This window comes from Candidatus Symbiopectobacterium sp. NZEC127 (assembly GCF_025962675.1).
Classification (GTDB): Bacteria; Pseudomonadota; Gammaproteobacteria; order Enterobacterales; family Enterobacteriaceae; genus Symbiopectobacterium.
In genome coordinates this window covers 1621653-1644941 of record NZ_JAGFPG010000001.1, presented here as the reverse complement: position 1 = coordinate 1644941, position 23289 = coordinate 1621653, and the positions used below count along the sequence as shown (strand labels likewise).

Annotated in this window: 30 protein-coding genes and 1 pseudogene; 26 read left to right on the top strand and 5 right to left on the bottom strand. The window is 51.2% G+C overall.

The annotated features are described in order from the left end of the window. Positions 1–9 precede the first annotated feature (9 nt). The 5 genes from J5069_RS07625 to J5069_RS07605 all read right to left on the bottom strand — a co-directional run bounded on the left by J5069_RS07625 (position 10) and on the right by J5069_RS07605 (position 3578). Entirely contained in the window at positions 10–429 is a 420-nt protein-coding gene (locus J5069_RS07625; RefSeq protein ID WP_264643252.1) for a hypothetical protein, read from the bottom strand. Then, positions 416–736 carry a hypothetical protein gene (locus J5069_RS07620; protein ID WP_264643251.1) on the bottom strand — a complete coding sequence of 107 codons (321 nt, stop codon included), beginning with the start codon at positions 734–736 and terminating at the stop codon, positions 416–418. Before J5069_RS07620 ends, J5069_RS07625 begins: the two co-directional genes overlap by 14 nt. A gap of 462 nt (positions 737–1198) precedes the next feature. Beyond that, a complete protein-coding gene (locus tag J5069_RS07615; RefSeq protein ID WP_264643250.1) occupies positions 1199–2020 on the bottom strand; it encodes a DUF3037 domain-containing protein in 822 nt (273 codons plus the stop codon). Further along, a complete protein-coding gene (locus tag J5069_RS07610; RefSeq protein ID WP_264643249.1) occupies positions 2017–2892 on the bottom strand; it encodes a HipA domain-containing protein in 876 nt (291 codons plus the stop codon). The genes J5069_RS07615 and J5069_RS07610 overlap by 4 nt, the downstream gene beginning before the upstream one ends. Before the next feature lie 35 nt (positions 2893–2927). Next, a complete protein-coding gene (locus J5069_RS07605; protein WP_264643248.1) occupies positions 2928–3578 on the bottom strand; it encodes a LexA family protein in 651 nt (216 codons plus the stop codon). A gap of 106 nt (positions 3579–3684) precedes the next feature. On the opposite strand from J5069_RS07605, the gene J5069_RS07600 reads away from it, so the two are divergent. From J5069_RS07600 to J5069_RS07475, 26 genes and pseudogenes are all read left to right on the top strand, one after another. Then, entirely contained in the window at positions 3685–3927 is a 243-nt protein-coding gene (locus J5069_RS07600) for a helix-turn-helix transcriptional regulator (protein ID WP_264643247.1), read from the top strand. Further along, positions 3902–4165 (top strand): hypothetical protein, encoded by a 264-nt coding sequence (locus tag J5069_RS07595; RefSeq protein ID WP_264643246.1) that lies wholly within the window; start codon positions 3902–3904, stop codon positions 4163–4165. The genes J5069_RS07600 and J5069_RS07595 overlap by 26 nt, the downstream gene beginning before the upstream one ends. A gap of 16 nt (positions 4166–4181) precedes the next feature. Next, positions 4182–5006: a Bro-N domain-containing protein gene (locus tag J5069_RS07590; RefSeq protein WP_264643245.1), complete on the top strand. Its 825-nt coding sequence runs from the start codon at positions 4182–4184 to the stop codon at positions 5004–5006. Then, entirely contained in the window at positions 5003–5983 is a 981-nt protein-coding gene (locus tag J5069_RS07585; RefSeq protein WP_264643244.1) for a replication protein, read from the top strand. The genes J5069_RS07590 and J5069_RS07585 overlap by 4 nt, the downstream gene beginning before the upstream one ends. 14 nt (positions 5984–5997) lie before the next feature. Further along, positions 5998–6867 (top strand): ATP-binding protein, encoded by an 870-nt coding sequence (locus J5069_RS07580; RefSeq protein WP_264643243.1) that lies wholly within the window; start codon positions 5998–6000, stop codon positions 6865–6867. Next, positions 6867–8231, top strand: a complete 1365-nt coding sequence (locus J5069_RS07575; RefSeq protein ID WP_264643767.1) for a replicative DNA helicase — start codon at positions 6867–6869, stop codon at positions 8229–8231. The genes J5069_RS07580 and J5069_RS07575 overlap by 1 nt, the downstream gene beginning before the upstream one ends. Then, a complete protein-coding gene (locus J5069_RS07570) occupies positions 8228–9007 on the top strand; it encodes an antitermination protein (RefSeq protein ID WP_264643242.1) in 780 nt (259 codons plus the stop codon). Before J5069_RS07575 ends, J5069_RS07570 begins: the two co-directional genes overlap by 4 nt. A gap of 695 nt (positions 9008–9702) precedes the next feature. Beyond that, complete coding sequence (locus J5069_RS07565) at positions 9703–10155, top strand: hypothetical protein (RefSeq protein ID WP_264643241.1); 453 nt, start codon at positions 9703–9705, stop codon at positions 10153–10155. A gap of 96 nt (positions 10156–10251) precedes the next feature. Next, positions 10252–10464: a class II holin family protein gene (locus J5069_RS07560; protein WP_413542204.1), complete on the top strand. Its 213-nt coding sequence runs from the start codon at positions 10252–10254 to the stop codon at positions 10462–10464. A 2-nt stretch (positions 10465–10466) separates the two neighbouring features. Next, the gene (locus J5069_RS07555; RefSeq protein ID WP_413542221.1) at positions 10467–10988 is read left to right on the top strand and encodes a lysozyme; all 522 of its coding nucleotides are present in this window, start codon (positions 10467–10469) and stop codon (positions 10986–10988) included. Continuing rightward, entirely contained in the window at positions 10961–11497 is a 537-nt protein-coding gene (locus J5069_RS07550) for a hypothetical protein (protein ID WP_264643238.1), read from the top strand. The genes J5069_RS07555 and J5069_RS07550 overlap by 28 nt, the downstream gene beginning before the upstream one ends. 31 nt (positions 11498–11528) lie before the next feature. Then, positions 11529–11724, top strand: a pseudogene (locus J5069_RS07545) (hypothetical protein). A 99-nt stretch (positions 11725–11823) separates the two neighbouring features. After that, on the top strand, positions 11824–12024 hold the full coding sequence (locus tag J5069_RS07540) for a hypothetical protein (RefSeq protein ID WP_264643237.1): 201 nt from the start codon (positions 11824–11826) through the stop codon (positions 12022–12024). 109 nt (positions 12025–12133) lie between these two features. After that, positions 12134–13171 carry a terminase small subunit gene (locus tag J5069_RS07535; RefSeq protein WP_264643236.1) on the top strand — a complete coding sequence of 346 codons (1038 nt, stop codon included), beginning with the start codon at positions 12134–12136 and terminating at the stop codon, positions 13169–13171. Positions 13172–13381: 210 nt separating this feature from the next. Next, entirely contained in the window at positions 13382–14998 is a 1617-nt protein-coding gene (locus J5069_RS07530; protein WP_264643235.1) for a TerL protein, read from the top strand. A 2-nt stretch (positions 14999–15000) separates the two neighbouring features. Continuing rightward, the gene (locus J5069_RS07525) at positions 15001–16470 is read left to right on the top strand and encodes a DUF1073 domain-containing protein (protein ID WP_264643234.1); all 1470 of its coding nucleotides are present in this window, start codon (positions 15001–15003) and stop codon (positions 16468–16470) included. 61 nt (positions 16471–16531) lie between these two features. Further along, positions 16532–17080, top strand: coding sequence for a phage minor head protein (locus tag J5069_RS07520; RefSeq protein WP_319801671.1), 549 nt, complete (start codon positions 16532–16534; stop codon positions 17078–17080). 50 nt (positions 17081–17130) lie between these two features. Further along, on the top strand, positions 17131–18384 hold the full coding sequence (locus J5069_RS07515; protein ID WP_264643232.1) for a DUF2213 domain-containing protein: 1254 nt from the start codon (positions 17131–17133) through the stop codon (positions 18382–18384). Positions 18385–18394: 10 nt separating this feature from the next. Beyond that, positions 18395–18898 (top strand): hypothetical protein, encoded by a 504-nt coding sequence (locus J5069_RS07510; protein ID WP_264643231.1) that lies wholly within the window; start codon positions 18395–18397, stop codon positions 18896–18898. 9 nt (positions 18899–18907) lie between these two features. Continuing rightward, positions 18908–19855, top strand: coding sequence for a DUF2184 domain-containing protein (locus J5069_RS07505; protein ID WP_264643230.1), 948 nt, complete (start codon positions 18908–18910; stop codon positions 19853–19855). Positions 19856–19904: 49 nt separating this feature from the next. Next, a complete protein-coding gene (locus J5069_RS07500; RefSeq protein WP_264643229.1) occupies positions 19905–20276 on the top strand; it encodes an STY1053 family phage-associated protein in 372 nt (123 codons plus the stop codon). 11 nt (positions 20277–20287) lie between these two features. Further along, complete coding sequence (locus tag J5069_RS07495; RefSeq protein WP_264643228.1) at positions 20288–20698, top strand: DUF4054 domain-containing protein; 411 nt, start codon at positions 20288–20290, stop codon at positions 20696–20698. Beyond that, a complete protein-coding gene (locus J5069_RS07490) occupies positions 20695–21195 on the top strand; it encodes a hypothetical protein (RefSeq protein ID WP_264643227.1) in 501 nt (166 codons plus the stop codon). The genes J5069_RS07495 and J5069_RS07490 overlap by 4 nt, the downstream gene beginning before the upstream one ends. Before the next feature lie 2 nt (positions 21196–21197). Continuing rightward, positions 21198–21605, top strand: a complete 408-nt coding sequence (locus J5069_RS07485) for a head-tail adaptor (protein WP_264643226.1) — start codon at positions 21198–21200, stop codon at positions 21603–21605. Further along, positions 21595–22137, top strand: a complete 543-nt coding sequence (locus J5069_RS07480; protein ID WP_264643766.1) for a hypothetical protein — start codon at positions 21595–21597, stop codon at positions 22135–22137. The genes J5069_RS07485 and J5069_RS07480 overlap by 11 nt, the downstream gene beginning before the upstream one ends. A gap of 3 nt (positions 22138–22140) precedes the next feature. Then, positions 22141–23289: a DUF3383 domain-containing protein gene (locus J5069_RS07475; RefSeq protein WP_264643225.1), complete on the top strand. Its 1149-nt coding sequence runs from the start codon at positions 22141–22143 to the stop codon at positions 23287–23289.

Genomic DNA, 23289 nt, shown 5'->3' with positions numbered 1-23289 from the left:
GTTATTTAATTAATACGGTTTGGACTTCATTAACTCGTCACGTTTCGCAACCCATGCGTCATAACGTTTTTGCCAGTCCTTTATTTTTCGTTTATGCGCGAGCAATCGGCGTATACGGCGTTCACAACGCGCGTGTGCTTCCCGATATTTTGGTAATACTTCACCACGTTGCCACATTTCTACACCATTACGAACAATGCGTGTGTCTGGTTGGTGAGACCTGATACCAGCGCGAGCGTAAACTTTCTCAGTCATGAAATGCGCCAGACGGTTGATTGCTGTATCACGACTGAAACATTTCTTATAACGTCCGTGCCGATAGACTACGTATACAGGCAAGTCTTTTAACTGGAATGCTGCATCAATACCGCCATCGTCTATGATTTCATTTTCGCTGATGCAGTTGTAGTCGATTTTATTTGGATTCATTTTTAAACCCGCCTTTAGTCCTGTCACGAACTTCGCCATATGCTTCGGTGGTAATAAATTCAACCTTATCCATCAATGGAGCAGCTATTGAAAGGAATATGCCAATACCTTTAAGGGCTGTGCGCATTTCATCTTCTTCCATGGTTTTATTATCAGCAGCCCAATAAGCAAGTGTTCCAATAGCTGCTATTCCATCGGTGAATGCCTCTACAATACACGAGCCTGTACCACTTATTACCTCTAACTCTTCTGTCGTTTTTTTTCTGCTAACTACCGAAATAAGCAACGAATCAATATCAATACTCATCCCCCCCCCCTTAAATACATTGACGGTCAAGCTCGGCTGTAAGATAGGTGTCAATACCGCTGCTTAGGTTCCACGCAACACCAATTAATGCACTCACCTGTTGCTCGCTAAGCTCTCTATGTTTGTCATATAAAAGCTCTAAGATAACTTGCAGTGTTTCACCATCGTTCTGAGCGTTATCAATTAAAAGTGGCTAGCTTAATGCTCTCATTCCATCTCTCCAGCAAGGCTCTTTGTTTGTGCTGATAGTAATAATCACATTTTGTGTTTTGTGGTGTCAACACAAAATGTGATTATATTTAAATTATAACGATATGTGTTTGAAATTTATGTTTAAATATTTATTTATGCGTACGAAGGTTCGCGGGGGGTGTTGAGCTGAATGAGGCTGCACGATGTGTACTCGTGTGACATTAGAAAAGGATGGGTTACAAAAACCCGGCGCGGGGCCGGGTGGGGGAGTTAATGTGTAGGCATGTTGCGTCCAGCAGCTTCAACCATATGCTCGAAATAAGCAGACATATCACTTGCACTTAGCAAGTTGAACATTTTATCTGCATAGCTATTTACTAAGTTGATCTGCTGAGAGTACGTTCTTTCTTGCGAGGCATCTGCCGCATAAACTAGGAATGTGTTCACTTCATCACGCCAAACTGCCTTGGCGGTATTCATGGTGATAGCTTTTACTGCTGAATCACCTAGTTTTTGCTTTAAATTTGAACTTCTGAAATCCAGCGTCTCAGTTAAATGATATACGCCATTTTTGAGAAGAAGCTCAGCATACAATCCTTCTTCCTCTGAAAGAGGATAGCCCTGAACAACTTTATGGTCATGAATTTCATTAACGTTTTTCCCCATGATTCCAAAGCGCTCAAATTCTCCCTTAAGCTCAGTAATTATCCTTTTTTGAGTTACGGAAGATCTTTTAATTGCCTTTATGGGGGATATGTATAGTTTATTGATATTATTGATGTTTTCATCATAATCGAATGCGCTTTCGGCTGAAAATGTACCAATGGGAGAAAGAGTAACGCTTCCTTGGAAAAAGGACATTGCTTGCTCTATCGTCAAGCAGTCACTGAGCATTTTTTCAAGTTGCATCTTTAGCGACTCAAGATTTTCCATCGAATAATCGTTGGTTACGGCCTTAATCTTGCTGGAGGAATCCAGAATGCGGACATCGGCCACTCCGCCGGGAGATGTAATGACAAACCCCACGTTGATTGATTCAGCGCGGACGGGGCTTGGCGTTATCCTGATTATGCTGTATTTGTACATTGTCATTTTAACACCTCAGCCCTTACTGCGTTTATCCTATCGGTTTTACCAGAACTTACCCACCAAGAAGTTAATGCCTCCTTATGTAGCGGGTTTATCCACTCGCCTGGCATTTCAAGAAAAATTCTTTCGATATCATCGGCGTTGATCCTTCCAATGTTTTCAAGAATTTTCAGTGCAGAAGCTCTACATGTCTTATCATTGTATGTCAAGCTCTTTACTGCGTTCCAGTAATTTGTGGTGTTATAGCCTGGAGGTATTAGCCCATCACCTACCTTGTTAGGCCAACCCATTACCATTGCAGCCAGACTAAAATCGAAAGCCTGTACCGTTACATCACCATCCCGATTTCTGGTGTAAAGGTAATTTTTTAAGTGTCTATCAATGTTATAAACAAACTGATCAAACGCATAAATAGCCCAAACCTGCTTCCTTAGAATTGGAGATGGTGACATCAATGAGGCTGCAAAGTTGACTTCATCTTCAGGCTTTGCCGCTGCTGCTAAATCATACCTAGATCCAAATAAATGCTCACTCTCAGACGTGTCATTGATTACTCTGCATGGAGGTGTTGGTAATCCACACATTTCACCTAGTCGAGTGCATAGCCACTCGGAAGCTGGTATTTGCTTAGGGTTTGGCAACCCTTTCAATTCTGAGTTTTCGCCATCTTTTATGCTTTTTACCGCATATTCCAGACCATCAGAGGCAATCACTGTATTCTTTAAGTGGGCGGTGCCACCCAGAGCTGGGCGCTTGCTAATGACCTCAAGGCTTAAGAGAGGCTCTTGAATTGTCATGTCACTGATTTCGCTTTCGTTGCTCATCAATGCTCCCTCTATAAAATAGTAATTATTATATTTTTCTACTCTTCTCATTCCGCCACACCCACCGCTCTGTGGCTAGATCAGCACTACGGCAGATTCGCTATCTTCGCATCTACCACAACACCGATAATCCGGCAGTTCCCGTTAATGGGTATCATGCTGTACTGTGGATTTAGCGGCTTAAGATACTTGTTGCCAGCGTCAATAACGTACTTTTTGAACGTTGCTTCGTTCTCGCTTTCCAGTTTCGCCACTACCAGCTTTCCGTTAATCGGCTCCACTTCTGGGTCAACCAGGATCACCATGCCTTCCGGTATGCTCAACCCTACAGGCGACGTCATTGAGTCACCCTTAACGTCTAACCAGAACGAACTTTCAGAACAATCAACAGTGGTTTCATACCAACGATCAATCGATTTCCGGTGGTATGGCTCTATGGCCTCAGACCATGCCCCTGCGCTTACCCAGCTAATGACGGGGTAATTGCCTTTTGGTTCGTTTAGCCCTGCGTAACTTACATTACCGTGCTCTCCGAAAAGTAATACGGAGGGGCTAACGCCAAGAGCCTTGGATAGTATTATCGCATCATCAGCGCTGACCTTTCTGGAGCCAGACTCATAATTTCCAACTCGCGACTGCGAAGCCCATCCACATCGTTCAGCGAGGGCGGATTGGCTCATTCCTGCGATTTCTCTAAACCGCTTTAAGCGGTTGCCTATCTCGTTGTCTGTTTTCATAAAAATTCTTTTATCACAATACGTGTTTTGTTTCTCTCACGTATTGTGTTTACTTTCAATCACGAAATGTGTTTAATGGGGTATTATTTCAAACAAAGATGAAAAAATGAACAAAATCTCATGTGAACGAAAAAAACTCGGCATAACCCAAATGGCGTTTGCGCGAATGTTGGGTTGGAGTCAGTCAAGGCTGGGTAACTATGAAGTGGGTGCCCGAAGCCCTAATTTAGCTACATGTCGAGAAATTGTTTCCGCATTTAACAGCCTGGGGAGTAGCTGTTCGCTTGATGAAATATTTCCCCCTCGCGAGTGTGGTGAGTGGCATGACCCCCGAAACCTTCATCTGTAAATACATCATAGACCATCTGGTCGCAGAGGGCTTTCCGTCGAATGTTGCTGAAGGGGGGGGGGGGGCTGACGCTGGCATTGAACACTATCGCCGCATGTCGCAGTTCAGCAAGAAAGGGGTCTTCGACGATTGCTTGGCCCGCGCTCGTCAATGGGCGCTTGGACAAACTACGGCAGCGGAGCGAAAAATTGGCAAGAAAAAAGCCGGAAAGAGTGGCACCCCTAACTGGCTACTTTGATTTGCGGAGATAAATCATGAGCAACGATATCAGAACATTCGATTTTAATTCAAGCGCTGGTGAGCTTTTGGCATCAGTGCGCACTGTACTGGTTGATCAGACTCCATGGTTTTTTGCCGTGGACGTATGTTCAGCTCTGGGGCTGACCGACACAAACAAAGCGTTGCTGGCGGTAGATGATGAGGATATTTGTGAACACGAACATTATTCGGGTTCAGGTCGTAGACCCATGCTGGTTAATGAGTCTGGGCTTTATTCACTTATCCTAAAAAGCCGCAAACCTCAAGCTAAACGTTTTAAGCGCTGGGTTACTTCAGAAGTGCTCCCAGCAATTCGGAAGAAGGGAACTTATAACTTTTCCCCAACCAACGAAATCCCCAACTTTAGCGATCCGGCTGCCGCTGCGCGTGCGTGGGCTGATCAGTATGAAGCCACTAATAAGGCGATCGGCTACGCCCACCGTCAGGCGCAATACATCGAGCATCTGGAAAACCTGTTTAAGCCAGGAATTACCCCTGTGAAATTCTGCAAACAACTGAACGGCGTCAACGTTCAGCGGGTTAGTGCATTTCTTGAAGAGCATAACTGGCTGTATGACGAACGCCCTGAATCCAGTCGCCCAGCTTGGCGTGTTAAGGCTTACGCTCGCGATCAGTACCTCACCGAGCGGCGCAACCAAATAGAGCCGGATGATTTCGATAGCTTCGATACCTACACGCCCGTTCTGCTTCGTAAGGGAGCTGTCTGGATTTATCGGCAATATCTAAAAGGTGGACTCCCCATGAAGAAAAACTGGAACGGCGAGTTTACCCACGACAAAGAATTGGCGGGTGCTGCATGACAATTTCTACCCCAACCAGGTCCGTGATGGCTATTGGCCAGATTAATTTTACCGGAAATGTCATTCCTGCTAGTTGGTGGAGACACATCACACTTCCCAGCGGACGCCCGGATCAGACAGCTATCACTCTACTTTCTGAGATTGTCTACTGGTATCGCCCCGCAGAGGTCCGCAATGAAGTAACCGGGGCGCTGATGGGCTACCGCAAGCGCTTTCATGGGGATAAGCTCCAGAGAAGCTATCAGGCATTTGCGGACCAATTCGGCTTCTCCAAGAGGGAGGCAACGGACGCACTTAAGCGCCTCAAGGGGGCTGGATTCATCACGCTTGAACTTCGCACCGTACAAACGTCAGAAGGTATGACTTTGAGCAACGTCCTGTTTGTCGAACCAGTGCCTGAAGCGATCAACGACATCAATAGCATGACAAGAAAATCAGACGCCAAAAATGCAACCCCTGTTCCGTCTGAACGTAACACCCCCTCCGTACCAACGGAACCCCTCCCACTTTCTGACGTAGGCGACCCTACGTTGAAAAGTGAGACGTATACAGAGATTACTACACAGATTACTACAGAGATTAAAAACACTATTGGCACACCGGCTGACGCCGCTATGCCGTCACGCCCTGCAAAGCAGGAATATTCACCAGAATTTGAAACAGCATGGCAAGCCTACCCCAAACGCGCTGGTGGTAATCCCAAGCACTCAGCATGGAAACACTGGAACGCCCGACTGAGAGAAGGCATTACGCCTGAAGCCATGCTGGAGGGCGTTAAGCGCTATGCCGCATTCGTGACCGCCACCGGAAAATTGGGAACGGAATACGTCAAGCAGGCTGCAACGTTTTTCGGCCCGGATCGCCACTTTGAGGAACCCTGGCAGGCTCCACCCGCTCCCGCAGGTGGGCGCGGTGGCATGGCGCCGGTATCAGGATTCAGGGAGCAGGACTATGGCGAATCAAGCTACAACTGGTAACGGCGGGGGTAAGCATGTTGGATAGCAACCAGCGCAAAGAGCGCGAAGATCTGAAATCACAATGGGAAGCACTGAACGACGAACTGGCGTTTGCCGAAGAGCATAAAAAACCCTGGCAATGGGGCCACTGGGAGAGTGGTGGAATCCGCACAGTGCAGTGCCCAACCCACGGCGAGCACGAACAACTGACGCTGATCGGCAAGAGCCTTCGCGGCGGTGAACACCAGAAGCACTCACGTTGCCCGCGCTGTGTGCGTGACGAACTGGCTCAGGTTGAAGCAAAACAGCGATCACTACGGGTTTCCGAACTGCTGGAAAATGCGGGCATCGCTTTACGCTTTGAACCCTGCGAGTTTGAAAACTTTCAGACCATAAACCCGATTGCCGCAAAAAATCTCTCGGCCTGCCAGCGCTATGCCGAAAGTTGGCCGCAACGCCTCGATGCGGGAACGGGGATCGTGATGACGGGCAGTTGTGGTACCGGCAAAAACCATCTGGCGGTATCCATGACCAAGAAAATTATCCGGGATCACCTCGCCAGCGTAGAACTGACCGATGTAATGCGGATCACTCGCGCAGTGAAAAGCACCTGGCGCAATAGCTCGGAACTGACCGAGGGTGATGTGCTGAGGCATTACTCATCACTGGATCTACTGATTATTGACGAGGTGGGCGTGCAATTCGGCACTCAGGCGGAATCTGTCATCCTTCAGGAAATCATCAATGCTCGCTACGAGAATATTTTACCGACCATCCTGATTAGCAATCTCACTTTCGAACAGTTACAGGGCGCGATTGGTGAACGCATTGTGGATCGTGTCGCTGAAGGTGGACGCAATCGACTGGCGTTCAACTGGCCCAGCTACCGAGGGAATGCGGCTTGATGGATAGCTACGAGTTTGAAGAGCAATTGATTGGCTCGATGATGATTAAGGGCGATCACATTGATTGCCGGGATATTGCCGGGAGCCTGCCCGCAGAGGCTTTCGATAATGTCCACCTGCGCAAGATGTACCAGGTGATCACCGCGCTGTTAGCCAAGGCGGAGCCGGTGGATCAGTTTACCGTCCAGTCCGGTGTTCCTGCCGAGACAAAAGAGCTTGTGATGGATGTGGCAAAGCGGTGCTGGTCGGCAGCGAATATCATCGCCTGGGCTAAACGGGTTCGCCAGTGCTGGATGCTGCGTAAGGGGCGCGCTGAGTTACTCCGCGCGGTGAGCATTCTCGATAACGCTGGTGCGCATGACATCAACGAGAGAATAGCCGAGGTGGTGGGCGTTCTTGGTGGGTTGCAATTTGAAACGAATAGCAGCCAACCTCGCCGCATTGGTGATTTGATGGATGATTACATTCAGGTGCTCGAAAAGCGCATGGGCGGTGCTGAGTCTGGCCTGTACCTGAAAACCGGTATCGAACCGATGGATGAGTTCTACGGCGGCTTTGACCGTACTGACCTGATTGTGATCGCCGGACGTCCCGGGATGGGGAAAACAGAGCTGGCTATCTGCATCGCTAATTCGATTGGCCTACAGCGTGGAAAAGGGCTGATGATTTCCATGGAAATGTCAGAAATGCAGGTGGTGGAGCGTCATATTGCCGATCGCGCCGGGTTATCTCTAAGCGTGCTGAGGAACCCGCGCAACATGATAGACGAGCAATATACCCGCCTTACTGCGGCAACGTCACAGCTACAGGATGAAGATAACTACGTGCTGGGTGAAACGTTGAGTGCAGATGAAATTATCGCCCACGCGGAACGCATGAACATGGATGGCGGCCTGAGTTTTGTCGCGGTGGATTATCTCGGGCTGATGAAAAAGCCAAAGGCAGATCGGCAGGATATCGCTATTGGTGAAATAACCAAACGCCTAAAGCGCTTTTGTTTGCGCAATAAGGTTCCGGTGATCCTGCTGGCACAGCTTAACCGTGGCGTAGAGTCCCGTGCTGATAAGCGCCCAACAATGGCAGACCTCAAGGATTCAGGCGACATCGAGCAGGATGCAGACGTGATTATTTTCCCGTACCGGGACGAGGTTTATCACGACCATAGCGACATGAAAGGCATCGCAGAAATCATCGTCGGTAAATACCGCTCAGGCCAACCAAAAACGTTTTATATGGGCTGGCGCAACGGGCATTTCGTCAATATCGATCAGAGCGCTGCTGCGCAGCGCTATACCGATAACCAGAATCAGAATAAAAAACAAACCCCAATCAGCGCCAAGTATTCACGCGGAGGACAAGCATGAAAATTGAATCTGCCTTGAAATATTTCAATCCGAAATCTATGCACATAAACGATACTTCGCGTAATACCAGCCCTGACGCGCTCAACGGCACCGACATGATGGGAGCGCTCGGATACTGCCAGTCAAAGGTGCAGTTTGGCATGGCGGCATTCCTGGGCAAGGCGGGAATCAGCGAAGAGGATAAACACAAGGCGATTACCAAATTGGCACAGTATGCGAAGCGAACAGCGCCAAAGTTGGTGGCTAAAGCGGCAGGGGCGAAGCTGGGGCATTGTGCCGTGGTCCTGGCGAAACTGGCGTTTGAGGAGTACGCACATTCAGCGGGTAGCACATCAACGTGCAAAGCTTGTAACGGGCGCAGGTTTATCACTGTGCGGCGTGAGGTGGTGAAATACCCCGGCTACATCGGCGCTGATTGTGAAGAGAAGGTACCGCCACGCATTGTATTTGAGACGGTCCGCGAAGTGTGCAGCGCCTGCCAAGGTAAGGGCGTCATATCGGCACGTTGCCGGTGTAATGGAACGGGGCAAGTGCGTGACATGGAGGAATCAAAACGTCAGGGTGTACCCGTTTACAAAGATTGTGAGCGTTGCTCTGGGCTCGGATTCAGGCGCTCTCCCGGCACAAAGGCTTACCGGGCAATATCAGCCCTGTTGCCTGACCTGCAAGAGCGCACCTGGAACCGCAACTGGAAGCCGTTTTTCGACAGGCTGGTGGATAAATGCATGTCAGAAGAAAATCGTGCTGATGCTGAATTTCAAAAGGTGACACAATAGCGACACGTTAGAAGCCAATAACTGCATTATTTTTATAAAACACTTGATTTTGTCCGAAAATGGTATGTATACTTCAAATAGTGGAATCTTGTATCCAAATCACTCTGACCTCGCCAATGCGCGAGGTTTCCTTTTTGGCGCTATGACAGGGGTATTCGCGAGATGCATTGCATCAGTACCCCTGTCATAGCGCCGAACGGCAAAAAAAATACAGAAACCCGCCATCAGTGCGGTTTTTTATTTGGAATACTCATTGACGCAGTAACATTCCGTTACTACCTTTAAATCGGTATATACAACTCTTGCTCATACGGTGCCTGCCTCCGCTGGCGCCCTCTTATGAGCCCCGGCATTTCCCGACACGCGGGCGATGCCGGGGACCTTTTCTCCAAAGAATCACGACAGGTCGCCATCGGGCGGCCTTTTTGTGAGGTATGCTATGGATCATAGCAAATCGCCGTATTGCAAAATAGAAAGCAACATTAAAGCCTCGCTAATGCGGGGCTTTGCCGTATAAAGGGCTCACCGAACGGACGGTTCATAACCCAATCCGCTGGGCGCTTGCGCAGAGCCCGCCAAAAAACAGACTGTCATTGAGTTAACTCACTGAATTTTTTCTTGAAAGGTGCTAGCTATGTTCACTCCGCAAACCAAGTATCTGGAGAATGGAATGCAGATTAGCTACGACACGCTTATTGAAAAGAAAAAAGAACTCCTCGTTAAGCAAGCCAAGAGAAGAATTACAGGCTGACGCTATCAGGTTATTCCGTGAGTTTAAGGATTCTCTCTATTTGCCGAATGAACACACTATTGATTGCGAAGGGCGTAAGATACAGTACACCAGTATTTGTATAAAAAACGAATCAGGACTGTTCGAACCACGCCCGCCCCATGCCTTGCAACCAAATTCCTCTTATGCGCTCATTTTCTATATTGGAGTAATGATCAATTCAAGTGAACCTGGCGGTGACTGGATATTCATACCGATTGAAATGTGGTATGAGCAAAATACACTAATTGTGATATCCGGCATTGAGCGAGCGCACGTAAGGCTGCATGAAGATAAGTCGGAAGGACGCTTCTATGAAGCGACGGCAATAATTAAACAAAGTTGCCTCAAAGCGTTGACGGATCCCCGACTCGAATAATTCGACACAAATCATCAATCTCGGCCGCAACTAAGCGGCCTTTTTTAATTCCCCGTAAATCACACACAGCGCCACGGCAGAGCCGGAGGTGAGGTCATGCGTATGTCAAATATTACAACGGGCGTCTCATATGGCGCGTCGGGTCTTAGCGGTGGGTATTGGATGTTACAACTGCTCGACACTGTTTCTCCGACGCAGTGGGCTGCTATCGGTGTTCTCGGTAGCCTTCTATTTGGCTTACTCACATTCCTGACCAATCTGTATTTCAAGGTCAAGGAAGATCGCCGTAAAGAAGCGCGGGGCGAATGAGTATGAGCAAAAGAAAAATTGCAGCAGGTGTGATGTGCTCTGTCAGCGTCATCATTGGCATGGTGATGAACAACGGCCAGGTACGAACCAATCAGGCTGGATTGGAGCTTATCGGCAATGCTGAGTCATGCCGCCGGGACCCTTACGTATGTCCGGCAGGTATTTCGACTGATGGTATTGGCAACACTCATGGCGTTGTTGATGGCACCCATAAGACGGATCAGCAGATTGCCGCCGACTGGCAAAAAAACATCCTTGAGGCTGAAAGCTGCGTTGATAAATACGCCGCTGGAAAGAGGTTGCCAGATAACTCATTCAGCGCAGCAGTGAGCATTGCTTTTAATGCTGGCTGCCCAAAGATTCAAGCTTCAACCATGTTTCAGTTATTCCGCGCTGGCAACATTCTGGCTGCGTGCGAGCAGTTCCCTCGCTGGGTGTATGGCGGCGGTAAGGTGCTGCCGGGGCTAGTTGAACGCAGGGGTAAGGAGCGGGCGTTATGTCTATCCTCTCAGGCTGGAAAATAACGGTTCTTGCGCTGCTGGCAGGGATGGCGCTCGGCTGGTACGTGCAGGGGTTGCGCTGGAGTGCTGATGTAGCAGAACGCGGCAAGAAAGCATCTGACGATATCAGTGCCAGCCAACAGGCTGTAATCGCTGGGCAGGCTTTCCAGTTTCAACGCTTCAATGAAATAGCACGCCAGGCTAATCAGTACGGCACCAACATTAAGGCCCAATCCGATGAAAAGCAGATTGTCTACCGCACCATCATCAAACGTGATCCGGCTGGCCGCCAGTGCGTGCCTGATGATGTTGCTAGCCGGTTGCTCGACTACACGAACGATATACGTGCCAGCGCCATGCACGCCGTTACCGGCAAGTCTGACCCAATCAGTGTTAGCCCCATTGCCACCGCCTGCCGACTGACATACGCACAGGCCGTTTACTGGATTGACCCGCTACTGACTGCGATTGACCAGGCGAATAGCCAACTGGCAGGGATACGAGAAGCAGAATCAAACCGAGCCTCACATTAGTGGGGCTTTTTGTTAACAATAGGGGAATAAAATGACTGTAGTCCTTACAGCAAAACAGATCGGAGAGTTGGCTGATTTCGCCAAAAAAAGACAGTCAGCCGCGATACACCATCACTACTGGGACGATCCCGGCATTTGAAGCTGATAACGGTGAAGCTATTCCAGAATACACCGGGCTTATCGCTTACTCCGAATCGCTGGATCACGGCGTCTTGCAACTCGATTAGTGGCATTACAGCAGGCATTCACTGAGTGCCTGTGATAATGCTTTAACAAAAAAACACCACACCCTATGATGTTATTTGTCGATAACTAAGGAGGTAACAATGGTCGTTTTTTTAGTATGGGAAGCTTACTCGGTGGACTGGAAACTTATCCGCAAAGGGTCAAAATTCATGAGTGTAGAGAACCCGGCGCTTATTGATCTTGAAGTTTCTGATTACTCAGAAGGTATGGCGAAATATCTCGGTATTAAACCAGAGCATTTGACTATAACTTCTATTCAGCAATTAGATATCCCTGAATAACTAGTTTTTAAACCACGCAAGCCACAGACATTCTCTGATGGCTTTTTTATTGCTATCACATTATTCATTCCTGAGTGAATAGCGTAATGGTTTTAACAGAGGAATCATCATGGCAATACCGGACTGGGGGGCCATCGAGTCGGCATACCGGGCTGGAGTGTTGTCCCTCCGTGAAATAGCAGAACAGTATGGCGACGGTATAACCGAGGGCGCTATACGCAAAAGGGCTGTAAAGCTGGGCTGGGTACGCAATAAGAAAAGCGGTACGCAGAAAGGTACTCAAGTACGCAAAAGCGGTACGCAAAAAGCGTCAAGTGTAAACCTGCGTACCAAGCCAAAAAAGCCAAGCCATCAAGTTGAAAATCAAATTGATTCGAATCGCCTGCCAATTGAAAACTCGAACGATAACTGGACGCTAAACCCCGATGAATACGGGCTTAACGACATGCAGGCTAAGTTCGTGAATGAGTACCTGATTGACATGAACAGGACGGCGGCGTATAGGCGGGCTGGATACAAAGGCGAGGGCAATACTGCCTACGTTAATGCCACTCGGATGCTAAGAAATGCTAATGTCGCCCGAGCCATTCGCGACGCACTGGACGCCAGAGAACGCCGCACCCAAATCACGCAAGATGACGTGTTGAAAATGTGGTGGGAGATTGCGACCGCTGACGCAAACCAGATCACTGAGTTGCGCCGCCTGTGCTGCCGTCACTGCTGGGGATTTGGTTTCCAGTACCAGTGGCGCGATGCTGTCGAGTTTGAAGAGAAGCGTTTGGATGCTGTTGAGCGCAAAAAGCCTGAGCCTCAGGACGTCGGCGGTTACGGCTATGACCAGTCAATGGACCCCAATCCAGAATGCCCACGCTGCAACGGTATGGGTGTTAGCCGGTCACACTTTCATGATACGCGAGATTTGCGCGGTGCAGCTCGTCGCCTGTACGCTGGCGTGAAAGAGGGTAAGTTTGGGTTAGAGGTCATCACCCGCAATCAGGATGATGCGTTAAAGATGGTTGCCCAGCACCTGGGTATGCTGAAAAACAAAACAGAGATTAGCGGCCCTGATGGCGGACCCGTCAAAACAGAGACGACAAACTTATCGCCGCAAGAAGTAGCAGAAGCCTACAAAAAAATGATGGGGTAAAACTGCACAAAATAGCCGGTTCACTAAGAAATCCCGCTATGCATTTTCACCCCCGTTTTATGCACGCTTTATTCACCGCTTTTTGACCAACTCCCGAGAGTAAATATACAGAAACAAGCTCTTCACGCGCCTTGTGTGAGGAGTGCTGCCCCGGTGGTGCGCAAAAGAGCCATTATGTTAAATAGCCCCTAATTTTGAGCAATTATCCCGATGCCTATTCCGTTCCCGTTCGACTTCAAAAAACCGGACTATACGCAGGTTTTCGAGTGGCGAATGGAACGGTTACAGCGCATTCGGCAGCAGCCTGAAATGTTACCCATGCTCAGGGCTTTTTACCGCGATAACCCCGCACAATTCATAATCGATTGGGGTATGACAACCGACCCTCGAAACATCGATTACGGATTACCGGTGACCATCCCGTTTCTGTTGTTCCCAAAGCAAGAAGAGTGGATCCACTGGATTATGGAACGCCGCTTGCGCATGGAGAACGGCTTAACGGAAAAGAGCCGTGAAATGGGCCTCAGTTGGACGGCTGTGGGGCTGGCCTGCTCGTTGTGTCTGTTCAACAAGGAAATGGTGATTGGCTTCGGTTCACGTAAAGAGGAATACGTTGATAGTACCGGCGACCCAAAGGCGCTCTTCTGGAAAGCGCGCAAATTTGTTGAAACGTTGCCGGCAGAGTTTCGCGGTAGCTGGAACGAAAAAAAGCACGCGCCTTACATGCGTGTTGAATTCCCTGATACCGGCGCGGTGATTAAAGGTGAAGCGGGGGACAATATCGGGCGCGGTGACCGCACCACACTCTATCTCGTGGATGAATCGGCATTCCTTCAACGTCCGTTACTGATTGACGCCGCATTATCACAAACCACCCGGTGCCGTATCGATCTCTCATCCATCAATGGCATGGCTAACCCTTTTGCCCAGAAGCGGCATAGCGGAAAAATCCCAGTGTTTACGTTCCACTGGCGCAGTGACCCGCGCAAGGACGATGAGTGGTACCGCAAGGAATGCGAGAAAATTGATAACCCGGTCATCGTTGCCCAGGAACTGGACCTCAATTATCAGGCCTCTGCCGAAGGTGTGCTGATCCCCTCCGAATGGGTTCAGTCCGCCGTTGACGCTCATATCAAACTGGGCATTCAGCCCTCTGGCCGCCGTCTGGGTGCAATGGACATCGCGGACGAAGGTAAGGATAAAAACGCATTCTCCGCTCGTTACGGTTTCCTGCTTCAGGACGTAAAGGAGTGGTCTGGTGTTGGCAGCGACATTTACGCGTCAGTTGAGAAATCGTTCGGCTTCTGTGACGAGTTCGGGCTCGATGAGTTTCGGTTTGATGAAGATGGATTAGGCGCAGGTGCTCGCGGTGACGCAAGAGTGATTAACGAACTGCGCAGCGCTGAAAGTGTTCGGCAAATCACGGCCACACCGTTTCGTGGAAGCGGTGGCGTGTTTGATCCTGACGATGAGGCCGTGCCAGGCGATAACGGAAAAACAGCTCGCATTAATAAAGACTTTTTTGCAAATGCAAAAGCACAGAGTTGGTGGCATCTGCGAAAGCTATTCCGCAACACGTATCGCGCTGTTCAGGGCATGGATTATCACCCTGACGAAATCATTTCAATCAGTGGAGAGATAGCAAACAAAGACAAGCTCGTCATTGAATTATCCCAACCGACCTACTCAATCAACGGCGTTGGGAAAATAGTGGTTGATAAGCAACCAGACGGAACGAAGTCGCCGAACCTGGCCGACTCCGTCATGATCAACTATGCGCCGATGGAATCCTCACTCGATATATGGGCCAGATTGGCTGGAGAGTAATTATGTCCCGCAAGAAACGCCAGAACGGCGCCGACAAGCCCGCTGCGACTGTTGACGGGTACAATAACTTTACCGCTAAACTCGGCTCAAACACCCAGAACATCCAGACTGGTGGCACCTATACCCCCGGCTATATCACTCGTAACCGTGTGATGCTGGAATTTTCCTACCGCTCATCATTTCTGGTTGGCGCTGGCGTGGATGCGATGGCTGATGACATGACCCGCAAGGGGATCAGTATCAGTTCGCAGTTGAAACCTGGACAGAAGGGAAAGGTTGAAACGTTCTGGGACGACGCCGGGATATGGGACGGCATCAACGACACGCTGAAATGGTCGAGACTGTACGGCGGCGCGCTGCTGGTGGTGCTGATTGAGGGGCAGGATATGTCCACCCCGCTCAAGCTGGATCGCATCAAAGAAGGGCAGTTTAAAGGCGTGATGTGCCTCGATCGCTGGATGGTTACGCCAACGTATAGCGACCTGGTGACTGATTACGGTCCGCACTTCGGAAAGCCAAAATACTACAAGGTGGTTGTCAGCCAACAGGGTATTCCGCCGTGGAGAATCCACCACAGTCGCCTGATTCGCATGGAGGGGGATTCTCTGCCATTCCAGCAGGCGCAGACCGAAAACGGCTGGGGGATGTCAGTCGTTGAACGCATCTTTGAACGCATTGAGGCATTCGACACCGCTACGGTGGGGACAACTCAGTTAATCCATAAGGCGCACTTACGCACCTATAGCATTGAAGGGCTGCGAGCTGTACTGGCTATGCCTGATGACAGTCCTGCAAAAGCGGGGCTGATGAAACACATGGACATGATCCGCGAGTTTCAGACCATTGAGGGCATGACTCTTATGGACAGCAAGGACCAGTTCGCCACGCACAGCTATTCGTTTGCGGGCGTGGCCGACGTCATTCTTCGCTTTGCTGAACAGGTTTCCGGTGCTACGGGAATACCGCTGGTGCGGTTATTCGGTCAATCCCCCGCGGGATTCAATACGGGTGACGGTGACCTCGAAAATTATTACAGCCGCGTCAACTCACTACAGGAACGCCGATTGCGCCGTCATATTCGTTGGCTGCTGGATATCAGTTGGCGCTCTCAGTTTGGTGAGCCATTGCCGGACGATTTCACGTTCGAGTTTAACAAGCTCTGGGAAATGTCAGACGTTGACCGTGCAACGATGGCTAGCAACGTTACGACGGCACTGGCAACCGCTGTTCGTGATATCGGCATGTCGCAGCATGCGGCGCTGAATGACCTGCGCAACCTGGCTGACGTTATCGGTATCGGCGGCTCAATCACTGACAAGGACATTGAAGATGCCAAAGCTGAGTGGGAGGAGCCTGAACTTGAGGCCGGGCCTCCGCCGGAAATCAGAGCGCCAGTACCTCAAAAGCCTACAGGCGATAGCGCAGCAAATCGGCGCGATCGTGGCTGGTTCGTACGATGGTTCTCAGGCTAGCGCTGACTCGATAACTAACACGTTGGTGGATTATTCGGACGTGATCGGCAATTGGGCTGAAATGGTCGGTAAAAAGATGTTCGCGCAGGTGGAGGAAGAGGAGTGGAACCAGTGGCGATCCGTATCACAGGAAATCGCTGTTGGCCTGCGTGATGTCGTTGGGAATACGCCAGTTGGTTACGTTGCACAGGATATCGTAGCGCGCCAGGTTCAGTACATGAAGTCGTTACCGCTGGAGGCTGCAAGTCGTGTATCTGAGATTCAGGAGCGCGCAATGCAAGCAGTCGTTAACGGTGAACGCCCTGACCAACTCTATGAAATGATTATGGCGTCCGGGCAAGTGGCTGCCAGCAGAGCTCGTCTCATTGCACGTACCGAGATAGGCAGAGCTACGGGGGCACTGACTCAGGCGCGGGCGCTGGCCGTTGGCTCGGAAGGGTACTGGTGGCGCATTAAAGGCGCAGGCACTCGCCCGTCTCATAAAGGCATGAAAGACAAATTTGTGCGCTGGGATAACCCACCAACGCTCGACAGCATGACGGGTCACGCAGGTTGCCTGCCGAATTGCGACTGCTGGCCTGAAGTTCACATCCCAGAACCAAGAAAATAACAGGTCGCCATGTGCGGCCTTTTTAATACCCGCCATTCAGCAGGTAATCCATGAAATATTTCTTCACTACCCGCCTCGGTGAAACGCGCTATTTACAGGCGGATGGCTCGCTCCTGTGCAAAGACGTGCCGATCGCAAGAACAGGGACGCAGGTTTATCTACCCGAGGAAATCGACCTAGAACCGGACGCTAGCGGCACAGTAACCGTGTGGCGCACAGAAGATGAGGTGTTTTCCTCTGAGACAATGGCGAGCTTTGAGGGCGTAGCCGTCACGCTGGGACATCCAGAGGACAGCCTGGGCAGCATCGTATTCGTGAACCCTTCTAACTTCGCTGAGTTGGCGCACGGACACATTCAGAACGTCCGGCGAGGTGCGGGCGACAAATCGGATCTGCTCATTGCTGATGTGCTGATTAAACGGCAGGAGGCAATCGATGCGGTGAATTCTGGCCTGACCGATGTCAGCTGCGGCTATGACGCCCAATACAAACAGTTGGCACCCGGCAAGGGCAAGCAATACCAAATCACAGGTAATCACCTCGCTGTCGGCATTGACCGTGGGCGCGCTGGTGGTCGCTGTGCAATCGGGGATTCCATCCCACCAACAATAAAGGAGAAGCCTGTAATGTCATGGCTTAAAAAACTGGCTCAGGCCATTAAGACGAGAGATGAAGATGCACTCGCAAAACTCATCGATGAAGCGCCGGATATGCCGTCTGATGGCATGGCTTCAATCCCCGGTTCATCTATCACCATCAACATTCCTTCACAGGCTACGGCCTTGCCCGAAGGGAGTCGTACCACTACGGATGAAGTCGATCCGAACAAAGAGAAAACGAGTGATGAAGACATTCCCGCCTGGGCAAAGGCGCTGATCACCCGCCTGGAAGCGCTGGAAGGAAAAACCACCGATTCAGACCCCAATAAAACGGGCGATGAGGATGAAGAGGAAGACCGCAAGGTGACAGGTGACGCGGCGTTTAAACGGAACCTGATCGCTGATGCGGAAATTATTTGTCCCGGCTTCTCGCCATCTGGCGACAAGGGATTGAAGCGTCAGGTTCTCAACCACGCGGTGCGCACTGGCGACAGTCTGAAGTCGTTTGGCGTGAGTGATTTCACCGCAGTGCCAAAAGCAACGGTAGACGCGGTGTTTACTGCTGCTGTAGCGCTGAATAAAGCGAAGAATCACATCACCCCGCTGAATCCTGCGCGTACCACTGACAGTGCCCCGCAAACCAAGCACATGAGCCCAGCCGAGCTGAATAAGCTGAACGCTGAGTTCTGGAGCAAACGCAAATAAGGTAACCACCATGGTAGGAAATTCATATTTACACCGGATGCCAATCGGCATCGCGGGTGCTGTAACACGTCCTCGCGATCTGACTATCGAACCTGTAACGCTGGATTACCAGAAACAGTTCGCTGGCTATGGCCTCGCAGGGAAGTACGTGAATGACAAGTTTGTTCCGCTCGAATCTGGCGACACCATCGCGAATGTGGCGGGTATTCTGGTCCGACCGTATCCGATCACATCCGTTGCTGATTTGGCATACCTCGGCGTCACGGTAAATCAGGTCGGCGATAACCTGAAGCGCGGCTACATCTGCGTAAAAGCCACGGCAGGTAACGCAGCGACAGCGAAGAAGGGAGCCCCGGTATACGTCCGCGTTGCTGCGGGTTCAACGGCCAGCCCTGTCGGGTCGTTTTTGTTGACGCCAGATGCTACAGCAGCCAATACGCCGCAGTTGCCGAGCGCCGAAGTCATGGGGCCAGGTGAAGCCGACGGCCGTATCGAAATTTCCTACAAAATTTAAGGGGCCAGAATGTTTACAGTTGACAGAGCAACCATCGACTCCACCGGCGCGTTTCTTGTCGGAGAGCTGGAGCGCATGGATCAGACGCTGAACATGCCGCTGACCTCCGTTAAATGGTCACGTGACATGCCTCTGCGTAGCGACATCTCGATCGCTGATGAGGTTTCATCATTCACCAACACCGATTTTGCCAGCGTAGGGGGACCTAATCCGCGTGGTAAAAACTGGATGGGGAAAAAGGGAACGGCGGTGCCGGGCGTTGAACTGAATATCGTACCGACGCGTAACAACCTGACGCCGTGGGCAATGGAACTCGGGTGGACGGTGCTGGAACTGGCATCAGCGCAAAAACTCGGACGCCCGATTGATATTCAGAAATACGAAGGGATGAAGCTCAAGTTTGCGATGGACACCGACGAGCAGGTCTATATCGGTGATACCGATCTGGGTGTACGTGGGCTGCTAAATCTGCCTGACGTTCTCCCGATTGCAGCAGCAGCACCGTGGACAGCGACAACAGATCCTGACGTCATTGTTCAGGATATTAATCTGGTACTGACTGAAGCGTGGGTAAGTTCCGGTTATGCGGTATGCCCTGCAAAAATCGGTCTGGCTCCTGAACTGTTCGGCCTGCTGGCAAGCAAAAAAGTGTCGTCCGCAGGGAACATCTCGGTGCTGGAATACGTGAAAATCAACACCATCGCGTTTCAGGAGAACGGTGAGCCGCTGGAAATCGTTTCAATGAAATGGGCGTCAGGCCTTGGCGCGGGTGGTGCTCACCGTATCGTTGCGTATACGCAGGATGAAAAATACGTGCGATTCCCGATGGTGCCATTGCTGAATACCCCGTTGGAATATCGCGGCATGCAACAGCTGAGCGTTTACTACGGCAAGCTGGGGCAGGTGGAAACACCGTATTCAAACACGATTTCCTATCTCGACGTTCCGGTGTCCTGATAGCGACAACACGGGCGGGGTAACCCGCCTTTCTTTATGGAGTAACAGCATGAAATACATTGTTTCAGGCGGCGCAACGCTCAGTTTTCCAGACGGTACGAGATTTGAATTGCAGGCCGGCATTCACGACAGCAACAATCTCCCCGATTCAGTGAGAAAGCACTGGGCGTTTAAGTCCTATGCCAAGCCATTGGATGAATCAGAGCTGGAACAGGAAAAGCAGACCGAAGACCTGTCGGCTCAACTGGCTGTGCTGAGCGCGGAAAACGAATCTCTGAAAACGCAACTGATAGAACAGAGCAAAATCAGCGAAGACCTGTCGGCTCAACTGGCTGGAAAGGATACTGAACTTGCAGGCCTGAAAGAGCAGCTTTCTGCTGCATTGGCAGCGACAGAGAAGGGTACTAACGCCAAGAAATAAACGGGTGAGATATGCCTAAAAATAGTCTGCTACCAACCGTCCAGAAGTTCCGCGATGACTTCCCCGAATTCTCCAACACCACACGCTACCCCGACGCCTCAGTGAATTTTTATCTGGGGCAGGCGGACGTATTGCTCGACCAGAATATGCAGGGCGATCAGTTCGTGTACCTGGCTGAACTGTTTACCGCGCACTACACCGAATTGCGTGGACGCGCTCTGGCGGCAGCTACGGCTGGCGGCGGGGTGAATTCATCCGGTGGTGGTGTCCTGACATCAAAATCCGTGGATAAGGTCAGCGCCAGCTATGACGTATCAGGGATTATCAACCCTGATGCGGGATTCTGGAACAACACCGGATACGGGCGCGAGTTCTTCTGGTGGTGGTCGATGTTTGGTGCGGGTGGTCGCCAGTTGCTATGAAAAGTGGCGTGAAGGTAACGGCGGATAACGCGGACGCGATTATTGACTCGATCACGCGCCTGTCTGGCATGGACGTGCTGGTGGGTATCCCCGAGGGCAACGCAGCGCGCGAGGACGGCAAACTGAACAACGCCGAAATCGGCTACCTGCAGTCCACCGGGGCTACGGTGGAAATCGACGGCGCTGTCGTCACGTTACCGCCGCGCCCCTTTCTTGACATCGGTATTGAGGATACGCGTGAGCGCACCACTGCACACCTGAAAGTTGCCGCAGAGCTGGCGCTGGACGGGAACGCCGCTGGTGCTGAGCGTGAACTCGAACGCGCTGGGATTATCGCCTCTGATGGCGCGAAGAAGGTGATCAGTGATGGTGACCGTCTCGCGCCGCTTTCCGAAAAAACACTCGAAAAGCGCAGGGCTAACGGATTGCCCGGTGAAAAGCCGCTATACGCACACGGCTACCTGCTGCGCGCTATCACCTATGTTGTGAGGAAATAATCATGCCGCTGCTCGATGTTTCCGAAATACTGCTCGACCCCGATTTTGCTGATTTCTCGCTGATTTGTCATCGGCAGGTGCAGACCGTGGACGATGACAACTTCCCAATCAACACACCGCAAGATATCCAATTTTCTGGCGTGGTGACCGTCGACCGCTCACTGGAAGCGCGACGCATGGCTGCCGGGCAGAACATCAGGGGGGCCATCCTCATTGTGACGCAGTTCCGACTGACGCAGGGGCAACCGTCATCAGATACCACGCCGCGGCTGGATGCTGATGTGGTGACCTATAACGGCCGCCGATACCGCGTGACGTTTGTCGATCCGTATACGAGCTATGGCGCGGGATTTGTTCAGGCGCACTGCGAGTTAATGGATTTTGACGGAGGGATACCCGTTGAGCAATGACAGCACATCCCGTGGTTATCTTAGCCCTGTTGGGGATATGCCTGCCTATGACCAGGATCTGGAGCGAGAAATCAGCCGGTGGATCCGTGGTGTTTCTGGTCTGCCGGCCGAACAGGTTTTCCCGCGCTGGACGGATCCGCAACCACTAATCCCGAAGAACGGTGTGACCTGGTGCGGATTCGGTATCACTACCGTGCCACAACCACTCAGTCAGTCAGATGTTCAGGTGTCGGACGAGCAGTCCGAGCAATGGACGTGGGAATCCGTGACGGTGATTTGCTGCTTCTACGGTCCTCTCGGTGCCAGCACAGCGGCCACGTTCCGTGCAGGTATATTCGTTGAGCAGAACAACGCCGAGCTAAATCTTACCGGTCTGTCGCTGGTGGATGCCGGGACTCTCTATAACCTGCCCGAACTCATTAACAACCAGTGGGTGAGGCGCTACGACATCACTGTCACGCTATCCCGTAAAAACACGCGCACGTACAACATCAAAACGCTGGTGGATGCGCCAGTATTCTTTGGAGATTAATTCATGGCACAGCAGGGCTTACCGTTGTCCAATGTTGTCAACGTTGATGTCATCATGTCGCCCACGGCGGCGACGGGCCGAAACTTTGGCTCATTGCTGATACTCGGCACATCAACCGTCATTCCCGTCACCGAACGCCTGCGGCTTTATTCTGGCACTGAAGATATCGGCGCAGATTTCGGTGTGGATTCGCCAGAATATGCCGCCGCCACGGTGTTCTTTTCACAATCCCCGAGACCGACGCAGGTGTATATCGGACGCTGGGCGAAAACGCTCGCGGCCGGAGAAACCGGAGCTGTTGAAACGCTGATTCAGGCTGTCAATGCTTCGCTCCAGTTTACTAACTGGTACGGGCTAGGCGTGGCTGATAGCGCGGAACTGCTGGATCCTGATGTACTGGTTGTAGCTGCGGCGATTGAATCGGCCCGAGTCAGTCGTATCTTTGCCGTTACTACTGATGCTGCGGCAACACTGAGCACAACCAGCACCGACGATCTGGCATCAAAACTGAAGGCGGCGGGGTACGCACGCACTTTCACGCAATATTCAACCAGCAGCAAATACGCGGCGCTGTCTGCGTTTGGTCGTGCGTTTACCGTGAATTTCAACGGCAGCAACACCACCATTACGCTGAAGTTCAAACAGGAGCCGGGCGTCACGTACGAAACCCTGCAAATCAATCAGGCCGCCGCCGTTGATGCGAAAAACTGCAACGTTTACGTGTACTACGAAAACGACACGGCAATTCTTCAGCAGGGTGTCATGGCAAACGGCGACTTCTTTGACGAACGCCATGGACTGGACTGGCTGCAAAACTACGTGCAGACCAACCTGTACAACGTGCTGTACACCAGCGCAACAAAGGTGCCGCAAACCGACGCCGGTGTAACACGCCTGCTGGCGAACGTTGAGCAATCCATGGATCAGAGCGTGGCGAATGGCCTGGTTGCTCCCGGGGTGTGGAATGGTGGACCGATCGGGCAGTTGGCAAGCGGTGACACTCTGACAAAAGGCTATTACGTCTACGCGCAGCCGATTTCCTCGCAAGCGCAGGCAGACCGCGAAGCCCGTAAAGCGCCGGTTATTCAGGTGGCGTGCAAACTGGCCGGCGCGGTTCACTACGCCGACGTGCAAATCAACGTTGTCCGTTAA